This window comes from Pseudomonas uvaldensis (assembly GCF_021271205.1).
Classification (GTDB): Bacteria; Pseudomonadota; Gammaproteobacteria; order Pseudomonadales; family Pseudomonadaceae; genus Aquipseudomonas; species Aquipseudomonas uvaldensis.
In genome coordinates this window covers 390,611-408,613 of record NZ_JAIWKS010000004.1, presented here as the reverse complement: position 1 = coordinate 408,613, position 18,003 = coordinate 390,611, and the positions used below count along the sequence as shown (strand labels likewise).

At 61.3% G+C, this 18,003-nt stretch carries 13 protein-coding genes; 10 read left to right on the top strand and 3 right to left on the bottom strand.

Annotated features, from left to right (window positions below; genetic code table 11):
• Positions 1 to 12: 12 nt before the first annotated feature.
• The 8 genes from lptF (at position 13) to pdxJ (ending at position 8,380) form a co-directional block, all read left to right on the top strand.
• Positions 13 to 1,134, top strand: a complete 1,122-nt coding sequence (gene lptF, locus LCU97_RS11550) for an LPS export ABC transporter permease LptF (protein ID WP_053146739.1) — start codon at positions 13 to 15, stop codon at positions 1,132 to 1,134.
• Positions 1,127 to 2,188, top strand: a complete 1,062-nt coding sequence (lptG, locus tag LCU97_RS11545; protein WP_053146741.1) for an LPS export ABC transporter permease LptG — start codon at positions 1,127 to 1,129, stop codon at positions 2,186 to 2,188. The genes lptF and lptG overlap by 8 nt, the downstream gene beginning before the upstream one ends.
• Positions 2,189 to 2,318: 130 nt before the next feature.
• On the top strand, positions 2,319 to 4,118 hold the full coding sequence (gene lepA / locus LCU97_RS11540) for a translation elongation factor 4 (protein ID WP_053146744.1): 1,800 nt from the start codon (positions 2,319 to 2,321) through the stop codon (positions 4,116 to 4,118).
• A 5-nt stretch (positions 4,119 to 4,123) separates the two neighbouring features.
• Positions 4,124 to 4,978, top strand: coding sequence for a signal peptidase I (lepB, locus tag LCU97_RS11535; protein ID WP_232776450.1), 855 nt, complete (start codon positions 4,124 to 4,126; stop codon positions 4,976 to 4,978).
• A gap of 167 nt (positions 4,979 to 5,145) precedes the next feature.
• Positions 5,146 to 5,835, top strand: a complete 690-nt coding sequence (rnc, locus tag LCU97_RS11530) for a ribonuclease III (protein WP_053146749.1) — start codon at positions 5,146 to 5,148, stop codon at positions 5,833 to 5,835.
• Complete coding sequence (gene era / locus LCU97_RS11525; protein WP_053146750.1) at positions 5,828 to 6,730, top strand: GTPase Era; 903 nt, start codon at positions 5,828 to 5,830, stop codon at positions 6,728 to 6,730. The genes rnc and era overlap by 8 nt, the downstream gene beginning before the upstream one ends.
• 165 nt (positions 6,731 to 6,895) lie before the next feature.
• On the top strand, positions 6,896 to 7,585 hold the full coding sequence (recO, locus tag LCU97_RS11520; RefSeq protein ID WP_053146752.1) for a DNA repair protein RecO: 690 nt from the start codon (positions 6,896 to 6,898) through the stop codon (positions 7,583 to 7,585).
• Positions 7,586 to 7,636: 51 nt separating this feature from the next.
• A complete protein-coding gene (gene pdxJ, locus LCU97_RS11515; RefSeq protein WP_053147429.1) occupies positions 7,637 to 8,380 on the top strand; it encodes a pyridoxine 5'-phosphate synthase in 744 nt (247 codons plus the stop codon).
• A 122-nt stretch (positions 8,381 to 8,502) separates the two neighbouring features.
• Here pdxJ and mltF read toward each other — a convergent pair whose 3' ends face one another.
• Complete coding sequence (mltF, locus tag LCU97_RS11510) at positions 8,503 to 9,963, bottom strand: membrane-bound lytic murein transglycosylase MltF (RefSeq protein ID WP_082339626.1); 1,461 nt, start codon at positions 9,961 to 9,963, stop codon at positions 8,503 to 8,505.
• Between the two features lie 278 nt (positions 9,964 to 10,241).
• Between mltF and purL the strand changes: the two genes are divergently transcribed.
• Together purL and LCU97_RS11500 are read left to right on the top strand one after the other, a co-directional pair.
• Positions 10,242 to 14,138, top strand: coding sequence for a phosphoribosylformylglycinamidine synthase (purL, locus tag LCU97_RS11505; RefSeq protein WP_053146756.1), 3,897 nt, complete (start codon positions 10,242 to 10,244; stop codon positions 14,136 to 14,138).
• Between the two features lie 4 nt (positions 14,139 to 14,142).
• The gene (locus LCU97_RS11500; protein WP_053146757.1) at positions 14,143 to 14,454 is read left to right on the top strand and encodes a Nif3-like dinuclear metal center hexameric protein; all 312 of its coding nucleotides are present in this window, start codon (positions 14,143 to 14,145) and stop codon (positions 14,452 to 14,454) included.
• Between the two features lie 250 nt (positions 14,455 to 14,704).
• Here LCU97_RS11500 and LCU97_RS11495 read toward each other — a convergent pair whose 3' ends face one another.
• Complete coding sequence (locus LCU97_RS11495) at positions 14,705 to 15,787, bottom strand: scabin-related ADP-ribosyltransferase (protein WP_232776448.1); 1,083 nt, start codon at positions 15,785 to 15,787, stop codon at positions 14,705 to 14,707.
• A 479-nt stretch (positions 15,788 to 16,266) separates the two neighbouring features.
• The gene (nagE, locus tag LCU97_RS11490; RefSeq protein ID WP_053146761.1) at positions 16,267 to 17,982 is read right to left on the bottom strand and encodes an N-acetylglucosamine-specific PTS transporter subunit IIBC; all 1,716 of its coding nucleotides are present in this window, start codon (positions 17,980 to 17,982) and stop codon (positions 16,267 to 16,269) included.
• Between the last annotated feature and the right edge of the window lie 21 nt (positions 17,983 to 18,003).

Sequence of the window (18,003 nt, the reverse complement as noted above, 5' to 3'; positions counted from 1 at the left end):
GGAGTGTCTGGTTTGATCGTCTTCCGTTATCTGTCCCGTGAAGTCCTGCTGACCCTGAGCGCGGTCAGCGCCGTGCTGCTGGTCATCATCATGAGCGGGCGCTTCATCAAGTATCTCGCCCAGGCCGCTTCCGGCGCCCTGGACCCAGGTTCCCTGTTCCTGATCATGGGATTCCGTCTGCCGGGCTTTTTGCAGTTGATCCTGCCGCTGGGGCTTTTCCTGGGGATCCTGTTGGCCTACGGTCGCCTGTACCTGGACAGCGAAATGACCGTGCTGTCGGCTACGGGCATGAGCCAGCAACGCCTGTTTCGCATCACCTTGTTCCCGGCAGCGCTGGTGGCGCTGCTGGTGGCCTGGTTGAGCCTGAGTCTGGCGCCCCAGGGGGCCAACCAGTTCCAGTTGCTGATCAATCAACAGGACGCCTTGACCGAGTTCGATACCCTGGTGCCAGGACGTTTCCAGGCCCTGCGCGACGGTACCCGTGTTACCTACACCGAACAGCTTTCCGATGACCGGGTCAACCTGGCCGGCGTCTTCATTACACAAAAGAACCTGTCTTCGGACACCAAGAAAGATCGCGGCATTTCCGTACTGGTGGCCGAGAAAGGGCGCCAGGAAATCAGGCCCGACGGCAACCGTTACCTGATCCTGGAAAACGGCTACCGCTACGACGGCAAGCCGGGGCAGGCCGATTACCGGGCCATCCAGTACGACACCTATGGTGTGCTGCTGCCCAAACCCGAGGTCAGCGAGGAAGTCACCGACCGTGACGCCATGCCGACCGCCAGCCTTCTGGGGAGCAATGACATCCGCGCCCGCACCGAGCTGCAATGGCGCCTGTCGCTGCCATTGCTGGTGTTTATCGTGACCCTCATGGCGGTTCCGCTGGCTCGGGTCAACCCGCGCCAGGGCCGTTTCCTCAAGCTGTTGCCGGCGATTCTTCTTTATATGGCTTACCTGACCATTTTGATTTCCGCCCGCAGCGCCCTGGAAAAAGGCAAGATCCCGCCGGCGCTGGGCCTGTGGTGGGTGCATTCGATTTTCCTGGTGATCGGCCTGGGGCTGCTCTACTGGGAGCCACTGCGCCTGAAGCTGGCCAGTCGCCGCAGCGCGCTGGAGGTGGCCCGTGGTTAAGCTCGACCGTTATATCGGCAGCAGCGTGTTCATGGCGATCCTCGCCGTGCTGGGGATTATCCTGGGCCTGGCGACCTTGTTTGCCTTCATCGATGAAATGAGCGATGTCAGCGATACCTATACCCTGGCTGACGTGGCCAGTTATGTGCTGCTGACCGCCCCGCGGCGTCTGTACGACATGCTGCCGATGGCGGCATTGATCGGCTGTCTGATCGGTCTGGGCAGCCTGGCCAGCAACAGTGAGCTGACCATCATGCGCGCCGCCGGCGTGTCCATCGGTCGGATCGTCTGGGCGGTCATGAAGCCGATGCTGATTCTGATGCTGGTAGGGGTGCTGATTGGCGAGTACATCGCTCCGGCTACCGAGAACACTGCCCAGGCCAACCGTTCCCTGGCCCAGGGTGGCGGCGATGCCCAGAGTGCCAAGCACGGTCTTTGGCACCGCCAGGGCGACGAGTTCATCCACATCAACTCGGTCCAGCCCAACGGCATCCTGTACGGTGTCACCCGTTATCGCTTCGACGATCAGCGACACATGCTGTCGTCGAGCTTCGCCAAGCGGGCCACTTTCGTCGAAGATCACTGGCAACTGAGCGGTGTCACCACCACCTTGTTCCATGACAAGCGTACCGAGGTGGTCGCGGCTCCCCAGGAACGCTGGGATGTGGCGCTCAGTCCACAGTTGCTCAGCACCGTGGTGATGGCACCGGAGTCCCTGTCGATTACCGGTTTGTGGGGGTACATCCACTACCTGGCCGACCAGGGATTGAACAACGGCCGCTACTGGCTGGCGTTTTGGGTCAAGGTGTTGCAACCGTTGGTCACCGCTGCCCTGGTGCTGATGGCGATTTCGTTCATCTTCGGCCCGCTGCGTTCGGTGACCCTCGGACAGCGGGTGTTCACCGGTGTGCTGGTGGGTTTCACCTTCCGTATTGCCCAGGACCTGCTGGGGCCATCGAGCCTGGTGTTCGGTTTTCCGCCTCTGTTGGCGGTGCTGGTGCCAGCCGGTGTCTGTGCGTTGGCGGGGCTGTGGTTGCTGCGCCGGGCGGGTTGATCCCAATTTCCGTGGCGAGCAGGCTTGTGGCGAGGGAATAAATCCCCTCGCCACAACGGCGGCTGTATCAGGTACAATTCCCGGCTATTTTTCGGCGGGCCCTGCCTGCAGCCTTTTTGAGTGTTGATCCGTGAGTGATTTGAGTCATATCCGCAATTTCTCCATCATCGCCCACATTGACCATGGCAAGTCGACGCTGGCTGATCGTTTCATCCAGATGTGCGGCGGCCTGACCGAGCGCGAAATGGAAGCCCAGGTCCTGGACTCCATGGACCTCGAGCGTGAGCGCGGGATTACCATCAAGGCCCACAGCGTCACCCTCTATTACAAGGCCAAAGACGGCAACACCTATCAACTGAACTTCATTGATACCCCTGGCCACGTCGACTTCACCTATGAAGTCAGCCGGTCGCTGGCGGCCTGTGAAGGTGCGCTGCTGGTGGTCGATGCCGGCCAGGGCGTCGAGGCCCAATCGGTTGCCAACTGCTACACCGCCATCGAGCAGGGCCTGGAAGTCATGCCGGTCCTGAACAAGATCGACCTGCCCCAGGCCGAGCCTGAGCGCGTCAAGGAAGAGATCGAGAAAATCATCGGGATCGACGCTACCGACGCAGTCACTTGCAGCGCCAAGACCGGTCTGGGCGTGGACGAAGTGCTCGAGCGCCTGGTGAGCACCATTCCCGCGCCGACCGGCAACATCGAAGATCCGCTGCAAGCGTTGATCATCGATTCCTGGTTCGACAACTACCTGGGCGTTGTTTCCCTGGTTCGCGTGCGCCATGGCCGCGTGAAGAAGGGCGACAAGATCCTGGTCAAGTCCACCGGCAAGGTCCACCTGGTGGACAGCGTCGGTGTCTTCAACCCGAAACACACCGCCACCGCCGACCTCAAGGCCGGTGAAGTGGGCTTCATCATCGCCGGCATCAAGGACATTCACGGGGCGCCGGTGGGCGATACCCTGACCTTGAGTTCCACGCCCGATGTCGACGTGCTGCCCGGTTTCAAGCGGATCCAGCCCCAGGTCTATGCCGGCCTGTTCCCGGTCAGTTCCGACGACTTCGAGGACTTCCGCGAAGCCCTGCAGAAACTGACTCTCAACGACTCTTCGCTGCAGTACACCCCGGAAAGCTCCGACGCCCTGGGCTTCGGCTTCCGTTGCGGGTTCCTGGGCATGCTGCACATGGAAATTATCCAGGAGCGCCTGGAGCGCGAGTACGACCTGGACCTGATCACCACGGCTCCGACCGTAATCTTCGAGTTGTTGCTCAAGACCGGCGAAACCATTTACGTCGATAACCCGTCCAAGCTACCGGACCTGTCGTCGATCGAAGACATGCGCGAACCGATCGTGCGGGCCAACATCCTTGTGCCTCAAGAGCACCTGGGCAACGTCATTACGCTGTGCATCGAGAAGCGTGGTGTTCAGCACGACATGCTGTTCCTCGGTACGCAGGTCCAGGTGACTTATGACCTGCCGATGAACGAAGTGGTACTCGATTTCTTCGATCGCCTGAAATCCACCAGTCGCGGTTACGCTTCGCTGGACTATCATTTCGATCGTTACCAATCGGCTAATCTGGTGAAGCTGGATGTGCTGATCAACGGCGACAAGGTCGATGCCCTGGCATTGATCGTGCACCGTGACAACGCGCATTACAAAGGTCGTGCATTGACCGAGAAGATGAAGGATCTGATTCCGCGGCAGATGTTCGACGTGGCAATCCAGGCCGCCATTGGTGGGCAGATTGTGGCGCGTACAACCGTCAAGGCGCTCAGAAAGAACGTATTGGCCAAATGCTACGGTGGCGACGTCAGCCGTAAGCGCAAGCTGTTGGAAAAGCAGAAGGCCGGTAAAAAACGCATGAAGCAGGTCGGTAACGTGGAAATTCCACAAGAAGCCTTCCTTGCGGTGCTCAGGTTGGATAGTTAGGTCCTATGTCGCTAAATTTCCCGCTGTTACTGGTTATTGCCGTGTTCGTCTGCGGCTTGTTGGCGTTGCTCGATCTGTTGTTCCTGGCGCCTCGGCGCCGGGCTGCCATCGCCTCCTATCAGGGCAGCGTCAGCCAGCCTGATGGCGTGGTGCTCGAAAAGCTCAACAAAGAGCCGCTGCTGGTCGAATACGGCAAGTCGTTTTTCCCGGTGCTGTTCATCGTGCTGGTGCTGCGCTCGTTCCTGGTGGAACCCTTCCAGATCCCATCGGGCTCGATGAAACCGACCCTGGACGTGGGGGATTTCATCCTGGTGAACAAGTTCTCGTACGGCATCCGCCTGCCGGTGATCGACAAGAAGATCATCGAGGTCGGTGACCCGAAACGCGGCGACGTGATGGTGTTCCGCTTCCCGAGTGACCCGAACGTCAACTACATCAAGCGCGTGGTTGGTCTGCCGGGTGACAAGGTCCGCTACACCGCCGACAAGCGTCTGTTCGTTAACGGCGAGCTGGTGGCCGAGCAACTGCTTGGCTCCGAGCCGGGCACCCTGGGCAGCGCCGAGCTCTATCGGGAAAAGCTTGGCGAGGCCGAACACCTGATCCGCAAGGAAATGAGCCGCTACCGTGCCACCCCGGACCATTCGTGGACCGTGCCGGCCGGGCACTATTTCATGATGGGCGACAACCGCGACAACTCGAACGACAGTCGCTACTGGGATGACCCTAACATTCCCAAGGACATGCTGGGCATGGTCCCCGATCGGAATATCGTCGGCAAGGCCTTTGCGGTCTGGATGAGCTGGCCGGAACCCAAACTCAGCCACCTGCCGAATTTCTCGCGGGTCGGGTTGATCAAGTAAACACAACGGCGCTGTTGAACACAGCGCCGAATGCATTTCTGGAGCCTGCATAAGGCGCCAACGATCGTCAGGACGTTATTTTTGAACACAGCGTTAATTGTCCCAAGCCAGTGGTGCCTTGCCGCCATGGCGGTGGAATCCAGCCACGAACTCAGCGTGGGTAAACCGTGAGCGTTTCTCTAAGCCGCCTCGAGCGTCAGCTCGGCTACACCTTCAAGGACCAGGAACTGATGCTCCTGGCGCTCACTCATCGCAGTTTTGCCGGGCGCAACAACGAGCGCCTGGAATTCCTCGGCGATGCCATCCTCAACTTTGTCGCCGGCGAAGCGCTGTTCGAACGTTTCCCGCTGGCTCGTGAAGGCCAGTTGTCGCGTTTGCGCGCACGTTTGGTAAAAGGTGAGACCCTGGCCGTGCTGGCCCGTGGTTTCGACCTGGGTGATTACCTGCGCCTGGGCTCCGGTGAGTTGAAGAGCGGCGGTTTCCGTCGCGAGTCGATCCTGGCTGACGCCCTTGAAGCCCTGATCGGTGCCATCTACCTGGATTCGGGTATTGAAACGGCCCGCGAGCGTGTGTTGGCCTGGTTGACCTCCGAGATCGACAGCCTGACGCTGGTGGACACCAACAAGGATCCGAAGACCCGTTTGCAGGAATTCCTGCAATCGCGCAGTTGCGAATTGCCCCGTTACGAAGTCGTGGATATCCAGGGTGAACCGCATTGCCGAACCTTCTTCGTCGAGTGCGAGGTTGTCCTGTTGAATGAAAAAAGTCGGGGCCAGGGCGTGAGCCGCCGTATTGCCGAGCAGGTAGCGGCCGCCGCAGCACTGATCGCCCTGGGCGTGGAGAATGGCAATGACTGATACAACTGTTACCCGTTGCGGCTATGTCGCCATTGTCGGTCGGCCAAACGTGGGCAAATCCACATTGCTGAACCACATCCTGGGCCAGAAACTGGCGATCACCTCGCGCAAGCCCCAGACCACCCGCCACAACATGCTGGGCATCAAGACCGAAGGCGACGTGCAGGCGATCTATGTCGACACCCCCGGCATGCACAAGGGTGGCGAAAAGGCCCTGAACCGCTACATGAACAAGACCGCTTCGGCGGCGCTGAAAGACGTCGATGTAGTGATCTTCGTGGTCGACCGCACCAAATGGACCGAAGAAGACCAGATGGTCCTCGAACGCGTCCAGTACGTGACCGGTCCCCTGATCGTGGCGCTGAACAAGACCGACCGCATCGAGGACAAGGCTGAGTTGATGCCGCACCTGACTTGGTTGCAGGAGCAACTGCCGAATGCCCAGATCATTCCGATTTCGGCCCAGCATGGTCATAACCTCGATGCGCTGGAGCGGGTTATCGCCGACCAACTGCCGGAAAACGATCACTTCTTTCCTGAAGACCAGATTACCGACCGCAGCAGCCGTTTCCTCGCTGCCGAGCTGGTGCGCGAGAAAATCATGCGCCAGATGGGCGCCGAGCTGCCGTACCAGATCACCGTGGAAATCGAAGAGTTCAAGCAACAAGGCAAGACCCTGCACATCCATGCGCTGATCCTCGTCGAACGTGACGGCCAGAAGAAAATCATCATTGGCGACAAAGGCGAGCGCATCAAGCGCATCGGCACCGAAGCGCGCAAGGACATGGAGCTGCTGTTCGATGCCAAGGTCATGCTCAACCTGTGGGTCAAGGTGAAGGGCGGCTGGTCCGATGACGAGCGGGCGTTGCGTTCGTTGGGTTACGGCGACCTGTAATTCATCCAGCGGTACAACACGGACCTTGTGGGAGCGGGCTTGCTCGCGAAGGCGGCTTGTCAGTCGATTCATCGATAACTGACACACCGCTTTCGCGAGCAAGCCCGCTCCACATTGGTTTGGGTCGTTTATAAAATTGTGCTCCGTCAGCGAGACTTCATTTCCATGTCCCCCACCCAACCCACCGCCCAATCCGCCTACGTCCTGCACTCACGCGCCTACCGCGAGACCAGTGCCCTGGTGGATTTCCTCACCCCCCAGGGCCGGTTGCGAGCGGTGTTGCGCGGGGCACGGGGCAAGGCGGGAACGCTGGCCCGACCGTTCGTGCCGCTGGAAGTGGAATTCCGTGGCCGGGGCGAACTGAAGAACGTCGGGCGCATGGAGAGCAATGGCGTCGCGGCCTGGCTCAACGGCGAAGCGCTGTTCAGTGGCCTGTACCTCAATGAACTGTTGATCCGCCTTCTGCCCCCCGAAGATCCCCATCCCACGGTCTTCGACCACTACACCGCGACGCTGCTTGCCCTGGCCGAAGGCCGTCCGCTGGAACCCTTGCTGCGCTCGTTCGAATGGCGCTTGTTGGATGACCTGGGCTATGGCTTTGCCCTGGACACCGATCTGCATGGTGAGCCCATCGTTGCGGACGGCCTGTATCGCTTGCAGGTGGACGCCGGCCTGGAGCAGGTCCATTTGTTGCAACCCGGTCTGTTCAACGGCACGGAGCTGTTGGCCATGGCCGAAGCCGACTGGAGCGCGCCGGGCGCATTGCCAGCGGCCAAGCGCCTGATGCGCCAGGCCCTGGCGGTTCACCTGGGGGGCAAGCCCCTGGTCAGTCGCGAGCTGTTTCGCAAGCCCTGATCAACCCGTATGCTGTGGGCCGACTATCTGCCCATTCAGGAGCGCTTTTTCGTGAGCACCAGCAATCGCATTCTTCTCGGCGTGAATATTGACCATGTCGCCACCCTGCGCCAGGCCCGTGGTACCCGCTACCCGGATCCGGTCAAGGCCGCACTGGACGCCGAAGAGGCGGGCGCCGACGGCATCACCGTGCATTTGCGCGAGGACCGCCGCCACATCCAGGAGCGCGACGTGTTGCTGCTCAAGGATGTGCTGCAGACCCGCATGAATTTCGAAATGGGCGTGACCGAGGAAATGATGGCGTTTGCCGAACGCATCCGTCCGGCGCATATCTGCCTGGTACCGGAGACGCGTCAGGAGCTGACCACCGAAGGTGGCCTGGATGTGGCGGGGCAGGAAGCACGGATCAGGGCCGCGGTGGAGCGGCTGTCGAAGACCGGTGCCGAGGTGTCGCTGTTCATCGACGCCGACGAGCGCCAGATCGAAGCCTCCAAGCGTGTCGGTGCCCCGGCCATCGAACTGCACACCGGTCGCTACGCCGATGCCGAGACGCCCACTGATGTAGCCGATGAGCTGCAGCGCGTGGCCGATGGCGTCACTTTCGGCCTGGCCCAGGGGCTGATCGTCAACGCCGGCCATGGTCTGCATTACCACAACGTCGAAGCCGTGGCGGCCATCAAAGGCATCAACGAACTCAACATCGGCCATGCGCTGGTGGCCCATGCGTTGTTCGTTGGGTTCAAGTCGGCGGTGGCGGAGATGAAGGCGCTGATCCTGGCGGCTGCCAGAACCTGAGCCTTGCCTCATCCCTGTGGGAGCGGGCTTGCCCGCGAAAGCGATAGATCAGCCAGTAAAGATATTGACTGACACTCTGCTATCGGGAGCAAGCTCGCTTCCACATTTGGGAGGGGGAGGCGTTAAAGCGGCGGCGTTTCCTGGTTCGGTTTGCTCTTGTCGACGCCCGGTACGTGCAGGTTGCCCTCGGCCACCTGGTCGCCTTCCAGTTGTGGTTGCGTCACCCAGGTCAGGATGTCGTAGTAGCGACGGATGTTCGCCACGAAGTGTACCGGCTCGCCGCCCCGGGCGTAGCCGTAGCGGGTCTTGCTGTACCACTGTTTCTGGGACAGGCGCGGCAGGATCTTCTTCACGTCCAGCCACTTGTTGGGATTCAGCCCTTCCTTGGCCGCCAGTTTGCGGGCATCGTCCAGGTGTCCGCTGCCGACGTTATAGGCGGCGAGGGCGAACCAGGTGCGGTCCGGCTCCTGAATGCTTTCGTCCAGTTGGTCCTTCATGTAGGCCAGGTACTTGGCGCCGCCCATGATGCTCTGCTTCGGATCCAGGCGGTTGGACACGCCCATGGCCTGGGCAGTGTTCTGGGTCAGCATCATCAGGCCACGCACCCCGGTCTTGGAAGTGACCGCCGGTTGCCAGAGCGATTCCTGGTAGCCGATAGCGGCCAACAGGCGCCAATCGACCTTTTCCTGCTTGGCATAGGTCTTGAAATGTTGCTCGTACTTGGGCAGCCGTTGCTGCAAATGCTGGGCGAAGGTAGTGGCGCCCATGTAGCCGAGGACATCGACGTGGCCGTAATAACGATCCTTCAACCGCTGCAGGGTGCCATTCTTCTGCACCTTATCCAGATAACTGTTGATTTCGTTGAGCAGGCTATTGTCTTCGCCGAGGGCCACCGCCCAGCTCTGGCTGCGAGCGTCGCCCAGATCGAAGGCTACGCGTACGTTGGGAAAGTACACCTGGTTCATCGCCACTTCGTTGGAGTCCACCAGGGTCAGGTCGATCTGGCCTTCATCGACCATGCGCAGCAGGTCGACCACCTCGACCGCGTCGGACTCTTCGTACTCGATGCCCGGGTATTGCTGTTTCAGTTGCGCCAGCTGTTCGGCGTGGGTGCTGCCCTTGAGCACCATGATCTTCTTGCCCGCCAGGCCAGCGGCGTCGGTGGGGCGCGACTGGCCGTTACGGTAGATGACCTGCGGCGTCACTTCCAGGTAAGAGTGAGAAAACCGCACCTGTTTCTTGCGCGCCTCGCTGCTGACCAGGCCGGCGGCGGCCAGGACCGGGCCGGTGGGCTTGCCGATCTGGCTGAACAGGTCATCGAGGTTGTCGGCGGTCTCGATCTTCAGCTCCACCCCCAAATCGTCGGCGAAGCGCTTCACCAGCTCGTATTCGAAGCCGGTTTCACCATTGCGATCCTGGAAGTAGGTGGCAGGGCTGTTTCGGGTGATCACCCGCAGCACGCCATCCTCCTTTACGCGCTCCAGTGTGTTGGGTTTCTCAACACAACCACTGAGCACCAGGAAGAGTCCGGTTGCGATCAGCCATCTGGCGTACCGCGGACGCAAAGCCGTTGGGGAAAACATCTGCGCAGTATACGCAAACGGCCCTTGGCGCCATATCTCGACAGTGACAGGCCAGTCTGGTAGCGGTTGCAAAACATGTCTGCAACACACGCCGGCCGCGGGGGCGAAGGGGATCGGACCGATAAAAAATATATCTGCGCGATGCCGGCAATGGCGCCATCGGCACAAAGACCGACATCCGGCGAGCATCGGGCATGCCGTTTCGGGTGCCGTTGGCGGCGGTTTAGGCTAGAATGCACGGCCTCAAAGCACACCCCCTTCCCGAGGCTGTCCCGAAGATGTTGATCCTGCGCGGCGCTCCTGCCCTTTCTGCCTTTCGCCACAGCAAACTCCTTGAGCAACTGAGCCAGAAGGTCCCGGCTGTCAGTGGCTTGTATGCTGAGTTCGCTCACTTCGCCGAAGTCACCGGCGGTTTGACCGGCGACGAACAGCAGGTGCTCGCGCGCCTTCTGAAGTACGGTCCCAGTGTTCCCGTCCAGGAACCGACCGGTCGTCTGTTCCTGGTCCTGCCGCGTTTCGGCACCATTTCGCCATGGTCGAGCAAGGCCAGCGACATCGCCCGCAACTGCGGCCTGTCGAAAATCCAGCGCCTGGAGCGCGGCATTGCCTTTTATGTCGCCGGTGAGTTCAGCGAGGCCGAGGCCCAACTGATCGCCGACGGCCTGCATGACCGCATGACCCAAGTGGTGCTGGGCAACCTGGAACAGGCCGCCGGTCTGTTCAGCCACGCCGAACCCAAGCCGCTGACCGCCATCGACGTGCTGGGCGGCGGCCGCGCCGCGCTGGAAAAGGCCAACGTCGAGCTGGGCCTGGCCCTGGCCGAAGACGAGATCGATTACCTGGTCAATGCCTTCCAGGGCCTCAAGCGCAACCCCCACGACATCGAACTGATGATGTTCGCCCAGGCCAACTCCGAACACTGCCGCCACAAGATCTTCAACGCCAGTTGGGACATTGACGGCCAGAGCCAGGAAAAAAGCCTGTTCGGCATGATCAAGAACACCTATCAGATGCACAACGAAGGCGTGCTGTCGGCCTATAAGGACAACGCCGCGGTCATCGTCGGCAACGTCGCCGGCCGGTTCTTCCCGAACCCCGAGACCCGCCAGTACGGTGCAGTCCAGGAGCCGGTGCACATCCTGATGAAGGTCGAGACTCACAACCACCCGACCGCGATTGCCCCGTTCCCGGGTGCGTCCACCGGTTCCGGTGGTGAGATTCGCGACGAAGGCGCCACCGGTCGCGGTGCCAAGCCCAAGGCCGGCCTGACCGGCTTCACGGTGTCGAACCTGCAGATCCCGGGCTTCGAACAGCCATGGGAAAAGCCGTACGGCAAGCCTGAGCGCATCGTCAACGCCCTGGACATCATGATCGAAGGCCCCCTGGGTGGCGCGGCGTTCAACAATGAATTCGGCCGTCCGGCCCTGACCGGCTATTTCCGGACCTTCGAACAGTCCATCGACACCCCGCGCGGTGAGGAAGTTCGTGGCTACCACAAGCCGATCATGCTCGCTGGCGGCATGGGTAACATCCGCGCCGAACACGTGCAGAAGGGCGAGATCGTGGTTGGCTCCAAGCTGATCGTCCTCGGCGGCCCGGCGATGCTGATCGGCCTTGGTGGCGGTGCTGCGTCCTCCATGGCCACCGGCACCAGCTCGGCGGACCTGGACTTTGCCTCGGTCCAGCGGGAAAACCCGGAAATGGAACGCCGCTGCCAGGAAGTCATCGACCGTTGCTGGCAGTTGGGCGACCAGAACCCCATCAGCTTCATCCACGACGTCGGCGCGGGTGGCCTGTCCAACGCCTTCCCGGAACTGGTCAACGACGGTGGCCGTGGTGGCCGCTTCGAACTGCGCAACATTCCGAACGACGAACCGGGCATGGCTCCGCACGAAATCTGGAGTAACGAATCCCAGGAGCGTTACGTCCTGGCGGTTGGCCCGGCCGACTTCGAGCGCTTCCAGGCCATCTGCGAGCGCGAGCGTTGCCCGTTCGCCGTGGTCGGCGAAGCCACTGCCGAGCCGCAACTGACCGTCACCGACAGCCACTTCGGTAACAGCCCGGTGGACATGCCGCTGGAAGTGCTGTTGGGCAAGGCCCCGCGCATGCACCGTTCGGCCGTACGCGAAACCGAGCTGGGCGACGATTTCGATCCGTCCACCCTCGATATCGCCGACGCCATCGAGCGCGTGCTGCACCATCCGGCCGTGGCGAGCAAAAGCTTCCTGATCACCATCGGCGACCGCACCATCACAGGCCTCGTGGCCCGTGACCAGATGGTCGGTCCATGGCAAGTGCCGGTGGCCGACGTCGCCGTGACCGCCACCAGTTTCGACGTCTACACCGGTGAAGCCATGGCCATGGGCGAGCGCACGCCGCTGGCGCTGCTGGACGCCCCGGCGTCGGGCCGCATGGCGATCGGCGAGACCCTGACCAACCTCGCGGCCTCGCGCATCGGCAAGATTTCCGACATCAAGCTGTCGGCCAACTGGATGTCCGCCGCCGGTCACCCCGGTGAAGATGCCCGCCTGTACGACACCGTCAAGGCCGTCGGCATGGAACTGTGCCCGGAACTGGGCATCACCATTCCGGTGGGCAAGGACTCCATGTCCATGGCCACGCGCTGGAAAGACGAGGGTCAGGACAAGAGCGTGACCTCGCCGCTGTCGCTGATTGTCACCGGTTTCGCTCCGGTCACCGACATACGCCAGACCCTGACCCCGCAACTGCGCATGGACAAGGGCACCACGGATCTGATCCTGATCGACCTGGGCCGTGGCCAGAACCGCATGGGCGCCTCGATCCTGGCCCAGGTGCATGGCAAGCTCGGCAAGCAGGCGCCGGATGTCGATGACGCGGAAGACCTGAAGGCCTTCTTCGCCGTGATCCAGGGCCTCAACGCCGACGGCCACCTGCTGGCCTACCACGACCGTTCCGACGGTGGTTTGCTGACTACCGTGGTGGAAATGGCTTTCGCCGGTCACTGCGGCCTGAGCCTGACCCTCGACAGCGTGGCCGAGTCCGCCGCTGAAATCCCGGCCATCCTGTTCAACGAAGAGCTGGGTGCGGTGATCCAGGTTCGCCAGGACGCCACCCCGGACATCCTCGCCCAGTTCAGCGCTGCCGGCCTGGCCGATTGCGTCTCGGTGATCGGCCAGCCGATCAACAACGCCCACATCAATATCACCTTCAACGGCGACACTGTCTTTGAAGGCCAGCGCCGACTGTTGCAGCGCCAGTGGGCTGAAACCAGCTACCAGATCCAGCGCCTGCGGGACAACGCCGAGTGCGCCGACCAGGAATTCGACGCCCTGCTGGAAGAAGACAACCCGGGCCTGAGCGCCAAGCTCAGCTACGACGTCAACCTGGACGTGGCCGCGCCTTACATCAAGAAAGGCGTTCGCCCACAAGTGGCGGTCCTGCGTGAGCAGGGCGTCAACGGTCAGGTGGAAATGGCTGCGGCGTTCGACCGTGCCGGCTTCAACGCGATCGACGTGCACATGAGCGACATCCTGGCCGGTCGTGTCGACCTGAACGACTTCAAGGGCATGGTCGCCTGCGGCGGCTTCTCTTACGGCGACGTGCTGGGTGCCGGTGAAGGCTGGGCCAAGTCGGCGCTGTTCAACAGCCGCGCCCGCGACGCGTTCCAGGGCTTCTTCGAGCGCACCGACAGCTTCACCCTCGGCGTGTGCAACGGGTGCCAGATGATGTCCAACCTGCACGAGCTGATTCCGGGCAGCGAGTACTGGCCGCACTTCGTGCGTAACCGCTCCGAGCAGTTCGAAGCGCGCGTGGCGATGGTCCAGGTGCAGGAATCGAATTCGATCTTCCTGCAGGGCATGGCCGGTTCGCGCATGCCGATCGCCATCGCCCACGGCGAAGGCCACGCGGAATTCGAAAGCGAGGAAGCGCTGCTCGAAGCCGACCTGTCCGGTTGCGTGGCGCTGCGTTTCGTCGACAACCATGGCAAGGTCACCGAAACCTACCCGGCCAACCCGAACGGTTCGCCACGCGGGATCACTGGTCTGACCAGCCGCGACGGCCGCGTCACGATCATGATGCCGCACCCGGAGCGCGTGTTCCGCGCGGTGCAGAACTCGTGGCGTTCGGACGACTGGAACGAAGATGCTCCTTGGATGCGCATGTTCCGCAACGCACGTGTCTGGGTGAACTAAAGGCGTGTACAAGCTCTGCTTCTTCGTCCCGACCAGCCACGTGGACGAGGTCAAAAGCGCCGTATTCGCCGCCGGTGGCGGACGAATCGGCGACTATGACCACTGTGCCTGGCAAGTGCTGGGCCTGGGCCAGTTTCGCCCGCTGGACGGCAGCCAGCCGTTCATCGGCGAGGCGGGGCAGGTCGAGCAGGTCGAGGAGTGGAAAGTGGAGCTCGTCGTTGCCGATGAGCTGATTCGTGGCGTGGTGGACGCGCTGAAACAGAGCCATCCCTACGAGACGCCGGCGTATGAAGTGTGGCGACTGGAGGATTTCTGATCCTTCGCTCGTCGAATGAGGAACCCGCTGATTCAATCAGCGGGTTTTTTGTTTAAGAGCTAACATATTGCCCGCCAGCGCAAGCCGATTCCCACATGGGACCTGCAGTGGGCCCGAAATATGTGCTTGACGCCAATCAACTGTGGGAGCGGGCTTACCCGCAAAGGCGTCGGGTCAGCTTGCATTGATGTTGGACGTACTGGCCTCTTCGGGAGCAAGCCCGCTCCCACGGAGGCTCTCCCTGGCTTGTCTATTGATGTCGGTTTTCGAGGCGGCAGGCTTCTTTTTCGATGCCAATGCATTCGACCGGTTCGCTCACACCTTTCTCGAACCGACGGGCATTCATCAACAGCCCGCCCTTGATACCGCCGATGAACGCGTACGCGCCTTCACGCGTACCTACGTTACGTACCGATAAATCCACTGCCATGCTGTTGGGCCTGACTTCATAGACCCAGCCGCCGTTAGTGGCTTGCTGGGTGGCCCAGAGTTTGGCTTCGCTATAGTCGCGAAATGCGACAACGACCGATTGAGCCAGGGGAGACTCCGGCACCGTCGCCAATCTCAGGTTCGGTGGCAGAGAATTCCAGGCTTTCAGTCCCTGGCTCAGCGCATCCGCTCCCTGCACGGGGTTGATTCTCGTAGAGCCGACTGCCCAGACGGATTGCTTGTTTGTTACCCACGCCAGGCCCTCTGGAGGCACCACTCGGTTCCAATCGATGGAAATCGCAGCGATCTCTTGCATCGTTTCATGGCCGGTGGGTTCACGGTAGTCTGGGTTTGTCACGCAATTGGTAAAATCGAGCGCCCTGCAGGCCCTTTTGATGAACTGCCCCTTTACTCCGCCCGGGAAGCTGATTTCCTCCTCTCGGGGGAAAGGCCCACCCGATTGCACCTGATCGATGCCATGGGGGGCGGTGAGCTCGTAAAGCCACTCACTGGCGTAGTGTTCACCGATGAGTCGGTTGCGTGTTGTGCTACTGAATACCGTCCCCTCCGACCCACCGGCGTGGTTGTACCAATCGTATACCCATTCGTTCTCGGGAACGCCCACAGCCTTGGGCAACAGCCCGTCCCGGAAGGCATTCAGGCCTTGGCCCGTCGTATCGCCCCGGTAGAGCGTGTCCATGTCGGTACGCCAACGCAACGAGGGTACGGTCTTGCGGATATCCACGCTTGAATCCGCAGTGACCTGAAGCCAGGCCTGGTACCAGGGGTCATCTTTCTGCGCTTGGTCCTGAGTTGCTGCCCACGCATCCGGGCCTGCTTGCCGCACGCCTGCCAATACCACGACGACAGTTGCCACCCGTACAAAACCGTTGCTTCTATTCATGATTTGGACACCTCAGCTGGAACGAGGACGCCAATCGAATCACATACTTCATTACGACCTATTCTTCGAATTGACAGTTTAACTACCCGTTGCGCAGTGCGAGGCCCCCGCTGGGGTGCGCCTCGGCTCACTGCATAAGAGTGAGCGTAGATGACTGTGGTGGGCCGTAATATTTGATTTGTAACAAGCCGCTCTATTGAGTGCAGTCGCGGATGATCAGGTTATGTTTATTGGCTGTAACGACTTGTAGTTCTGCATAACCTGTGATTTCTGACAGCGGCGAGCTCTTGCTCGATGGTCTTTAATCGAAGATTTTGTCGAGGGGCGCTGTAGATAAGCCTCAGGCCGGGTACCGATTCGGACTTACTCCGGGCGGCGATCCGGCGAAAGCGGACTGTCGGTTGATAGATGTAGCTGGCCCAACGCTTTCGCGAGCAGGCTCGCCCCCACAGGTACAGCGCAGCTCCCTCGCCAAGGAGCTAGGCCCCTGTATCGACCTTGCGACCATGCGCCAGACCATCCAAGGCCTGCCATAACCTCGGCGCCTTTTCCCCCAGCAGTAAGTGCCAGACGCCACCTTCCAGCGGGCTTATACCCTGACACCCTAACCTTTGGAGCTGAATTTCCGACAAGCCCTTGTCGTCGGCCAGTCGCACCCGTAGCCGGCTCGTCGCCACGCAATCGAGTTGCAGGAGGTTGTCCTGGCCTCCGAGGGCGTCCAGCCATTGTTGCGCTTCGGTGCTGGAGAGGGCAGCTGGCGTCGTCTGCACAGCGACATTCGGTACCGATGCGGTGACCGGACGAATGGCGCAAGGCACTGCCAGGCGGATTTCATCGGCAATGCTGTCGGCCATCGGCCCCACCACCACCTGCAGGCTCCCGCCGTTACCGGGGCGCACCACGGCCATGGCGCCGAGGGCTTTGAGCTGGGCATCGGACGCCTTGTTGCGATCCACCATGTCCAGCCGCAAGCGCGTAGTGCAGGCACCGATGGTGATCAGGTTGTCAGCACCACCCAACGCCTGGATGTAGGCCGCAGCTCGCTGGTTTTCGGCGATGACCGGTTTGTCGCCTGTCGGCACCTCTTCACGTCCCGGAGTCTTCAGGTCGAAGCGGCGGATGCAGAAGTCGAACACGGTGTAGTAGATCACCGCGTAGGCCAGGCCCACCGGCACCACCAGCCAACCGTTGTTCGATTTGCCCCAGCCCAGGACCATGTCGATGAAGCCGCCGGAGAAGGTAAAGCCCAGGCGGATGTTCAGCCAATCGGTGATCGCCATCGACAAGCCGGTGAGCAGGGCATGCAGCAGGAACAACAGCGGCGCCAGGAACATGAAGGCGAATTCCACCGGTTCGGTGACTCCGGTGAGGAACGAGGTCAGCGCCATGGATAACAGGATCCCGCCCATGACTTTTCGCCGCTGGGGCAGGGTGTTGCGGTACATCGCCAGACACGCGGCGGGCAGGCCGAACAGCATCACCGGGAACATGCCGGTCATGAACTGGCCGCCATTGGGGTCGCCGGCGAAGTAACGGGTCAGGTCGCCGGTGACTACCGCACCCGTCTGCGGGTCGGTGAAACTGCCAAAGATGAACCAGGCCATGTTGTTGAGGATGTGATGCAGGCCGGTGACGATCAACAGCCGGTTGAACACGCCGAACACGAAGGCGCCGAAGCTGCCGCTTTCCATCAGCAGGGCGCCGAAACTGTTGATGCCCTGCTGGACAGGCGGCCAGATCAGGCCGAACACCACCCCCAGACCAACGGCGCTGAAACCGGTGACGATCGGCACGAAGCGTCGACCGCCGAAGAACGCCAGGTATTCCGGCAGCTTGATGTCCTTGAAGCGGTTGTACAGCGCACCGGCCAGCAGACCGCTGATGATCCCGGCCAACATGCCCATGTTGATAGTGGCGTCGAGGACCTTCAGCGTGGCGATCAGGACCAGGTAGCCGATGGCTCCGGCCAACCCCGCCGTGCCATTGTTGTCCCGGGCGAAGCCCACGGCGATGCCGATGGCGAAGATCATCGCCAGGTTGGTGAAAATCGCCTGCCCGGCATCATGGATGATGGCGATGTTCAACAGGTCGGTGTCGCCCAAGCGCAGCAACAGGCCGGCAATCGGCAGGATCGCGATAGGCAGCATCAGTGCCCGGCCGAGGCGTTGCAATCCTTCGATGAAATGCTGATACATGGCGCTTCTCCTTTTATTGTT

Bases quoted from the DNA above. Each gene is read 5' to 3' on its own strand.
- recO (WP_053146752.1), top strand. From the start codon at position 6,896: ATGTCCCCCACCCAACCCACCGCCCAATCCGCCTACGTCCTGCACTCA.
- mltF (WP_082339626.1), bottom strand. From the start codon at position 9,963: ATGTTTTCCCCAACGGCTTTGCGTCCGCGGTACGCCAGATGGCTGATC.
- lepB (WP_232776450.1), top strand. From the start codon at position 4,124: ATGTCGCTAAATTTCCCGCTGTTACTGGTTATTGCCGTGTTCGTCTGC.
- nagE (WP_053146761.1), bottom strand. From the start codon at position 17,982: ATGTATCAGCATTTCATCGAAGGATTGCAACGCCTCGGCCGGGCACTG.
- era (WP_053146750.1), top strand. From the start codon at position 5,828: ATGACTGATACAACTGTTACCCGTTGCGGCTATGTCGCCATTGTCGGT.
- purL (WP_053146756.1), top strand. From the start codon at position 10,242: ATGTTGATCCTGCGCGGCGCTCCTGCCCTTTCTGCCTTTCGCCACAGC.
- LCU97_RS11495 (WP_232776448.1), bottom strand. From the start codon at position 15,787: ATGAATAGAAGCAACGGTTTTGTACGGGTGGCAACTGTCGTCGTGGTA.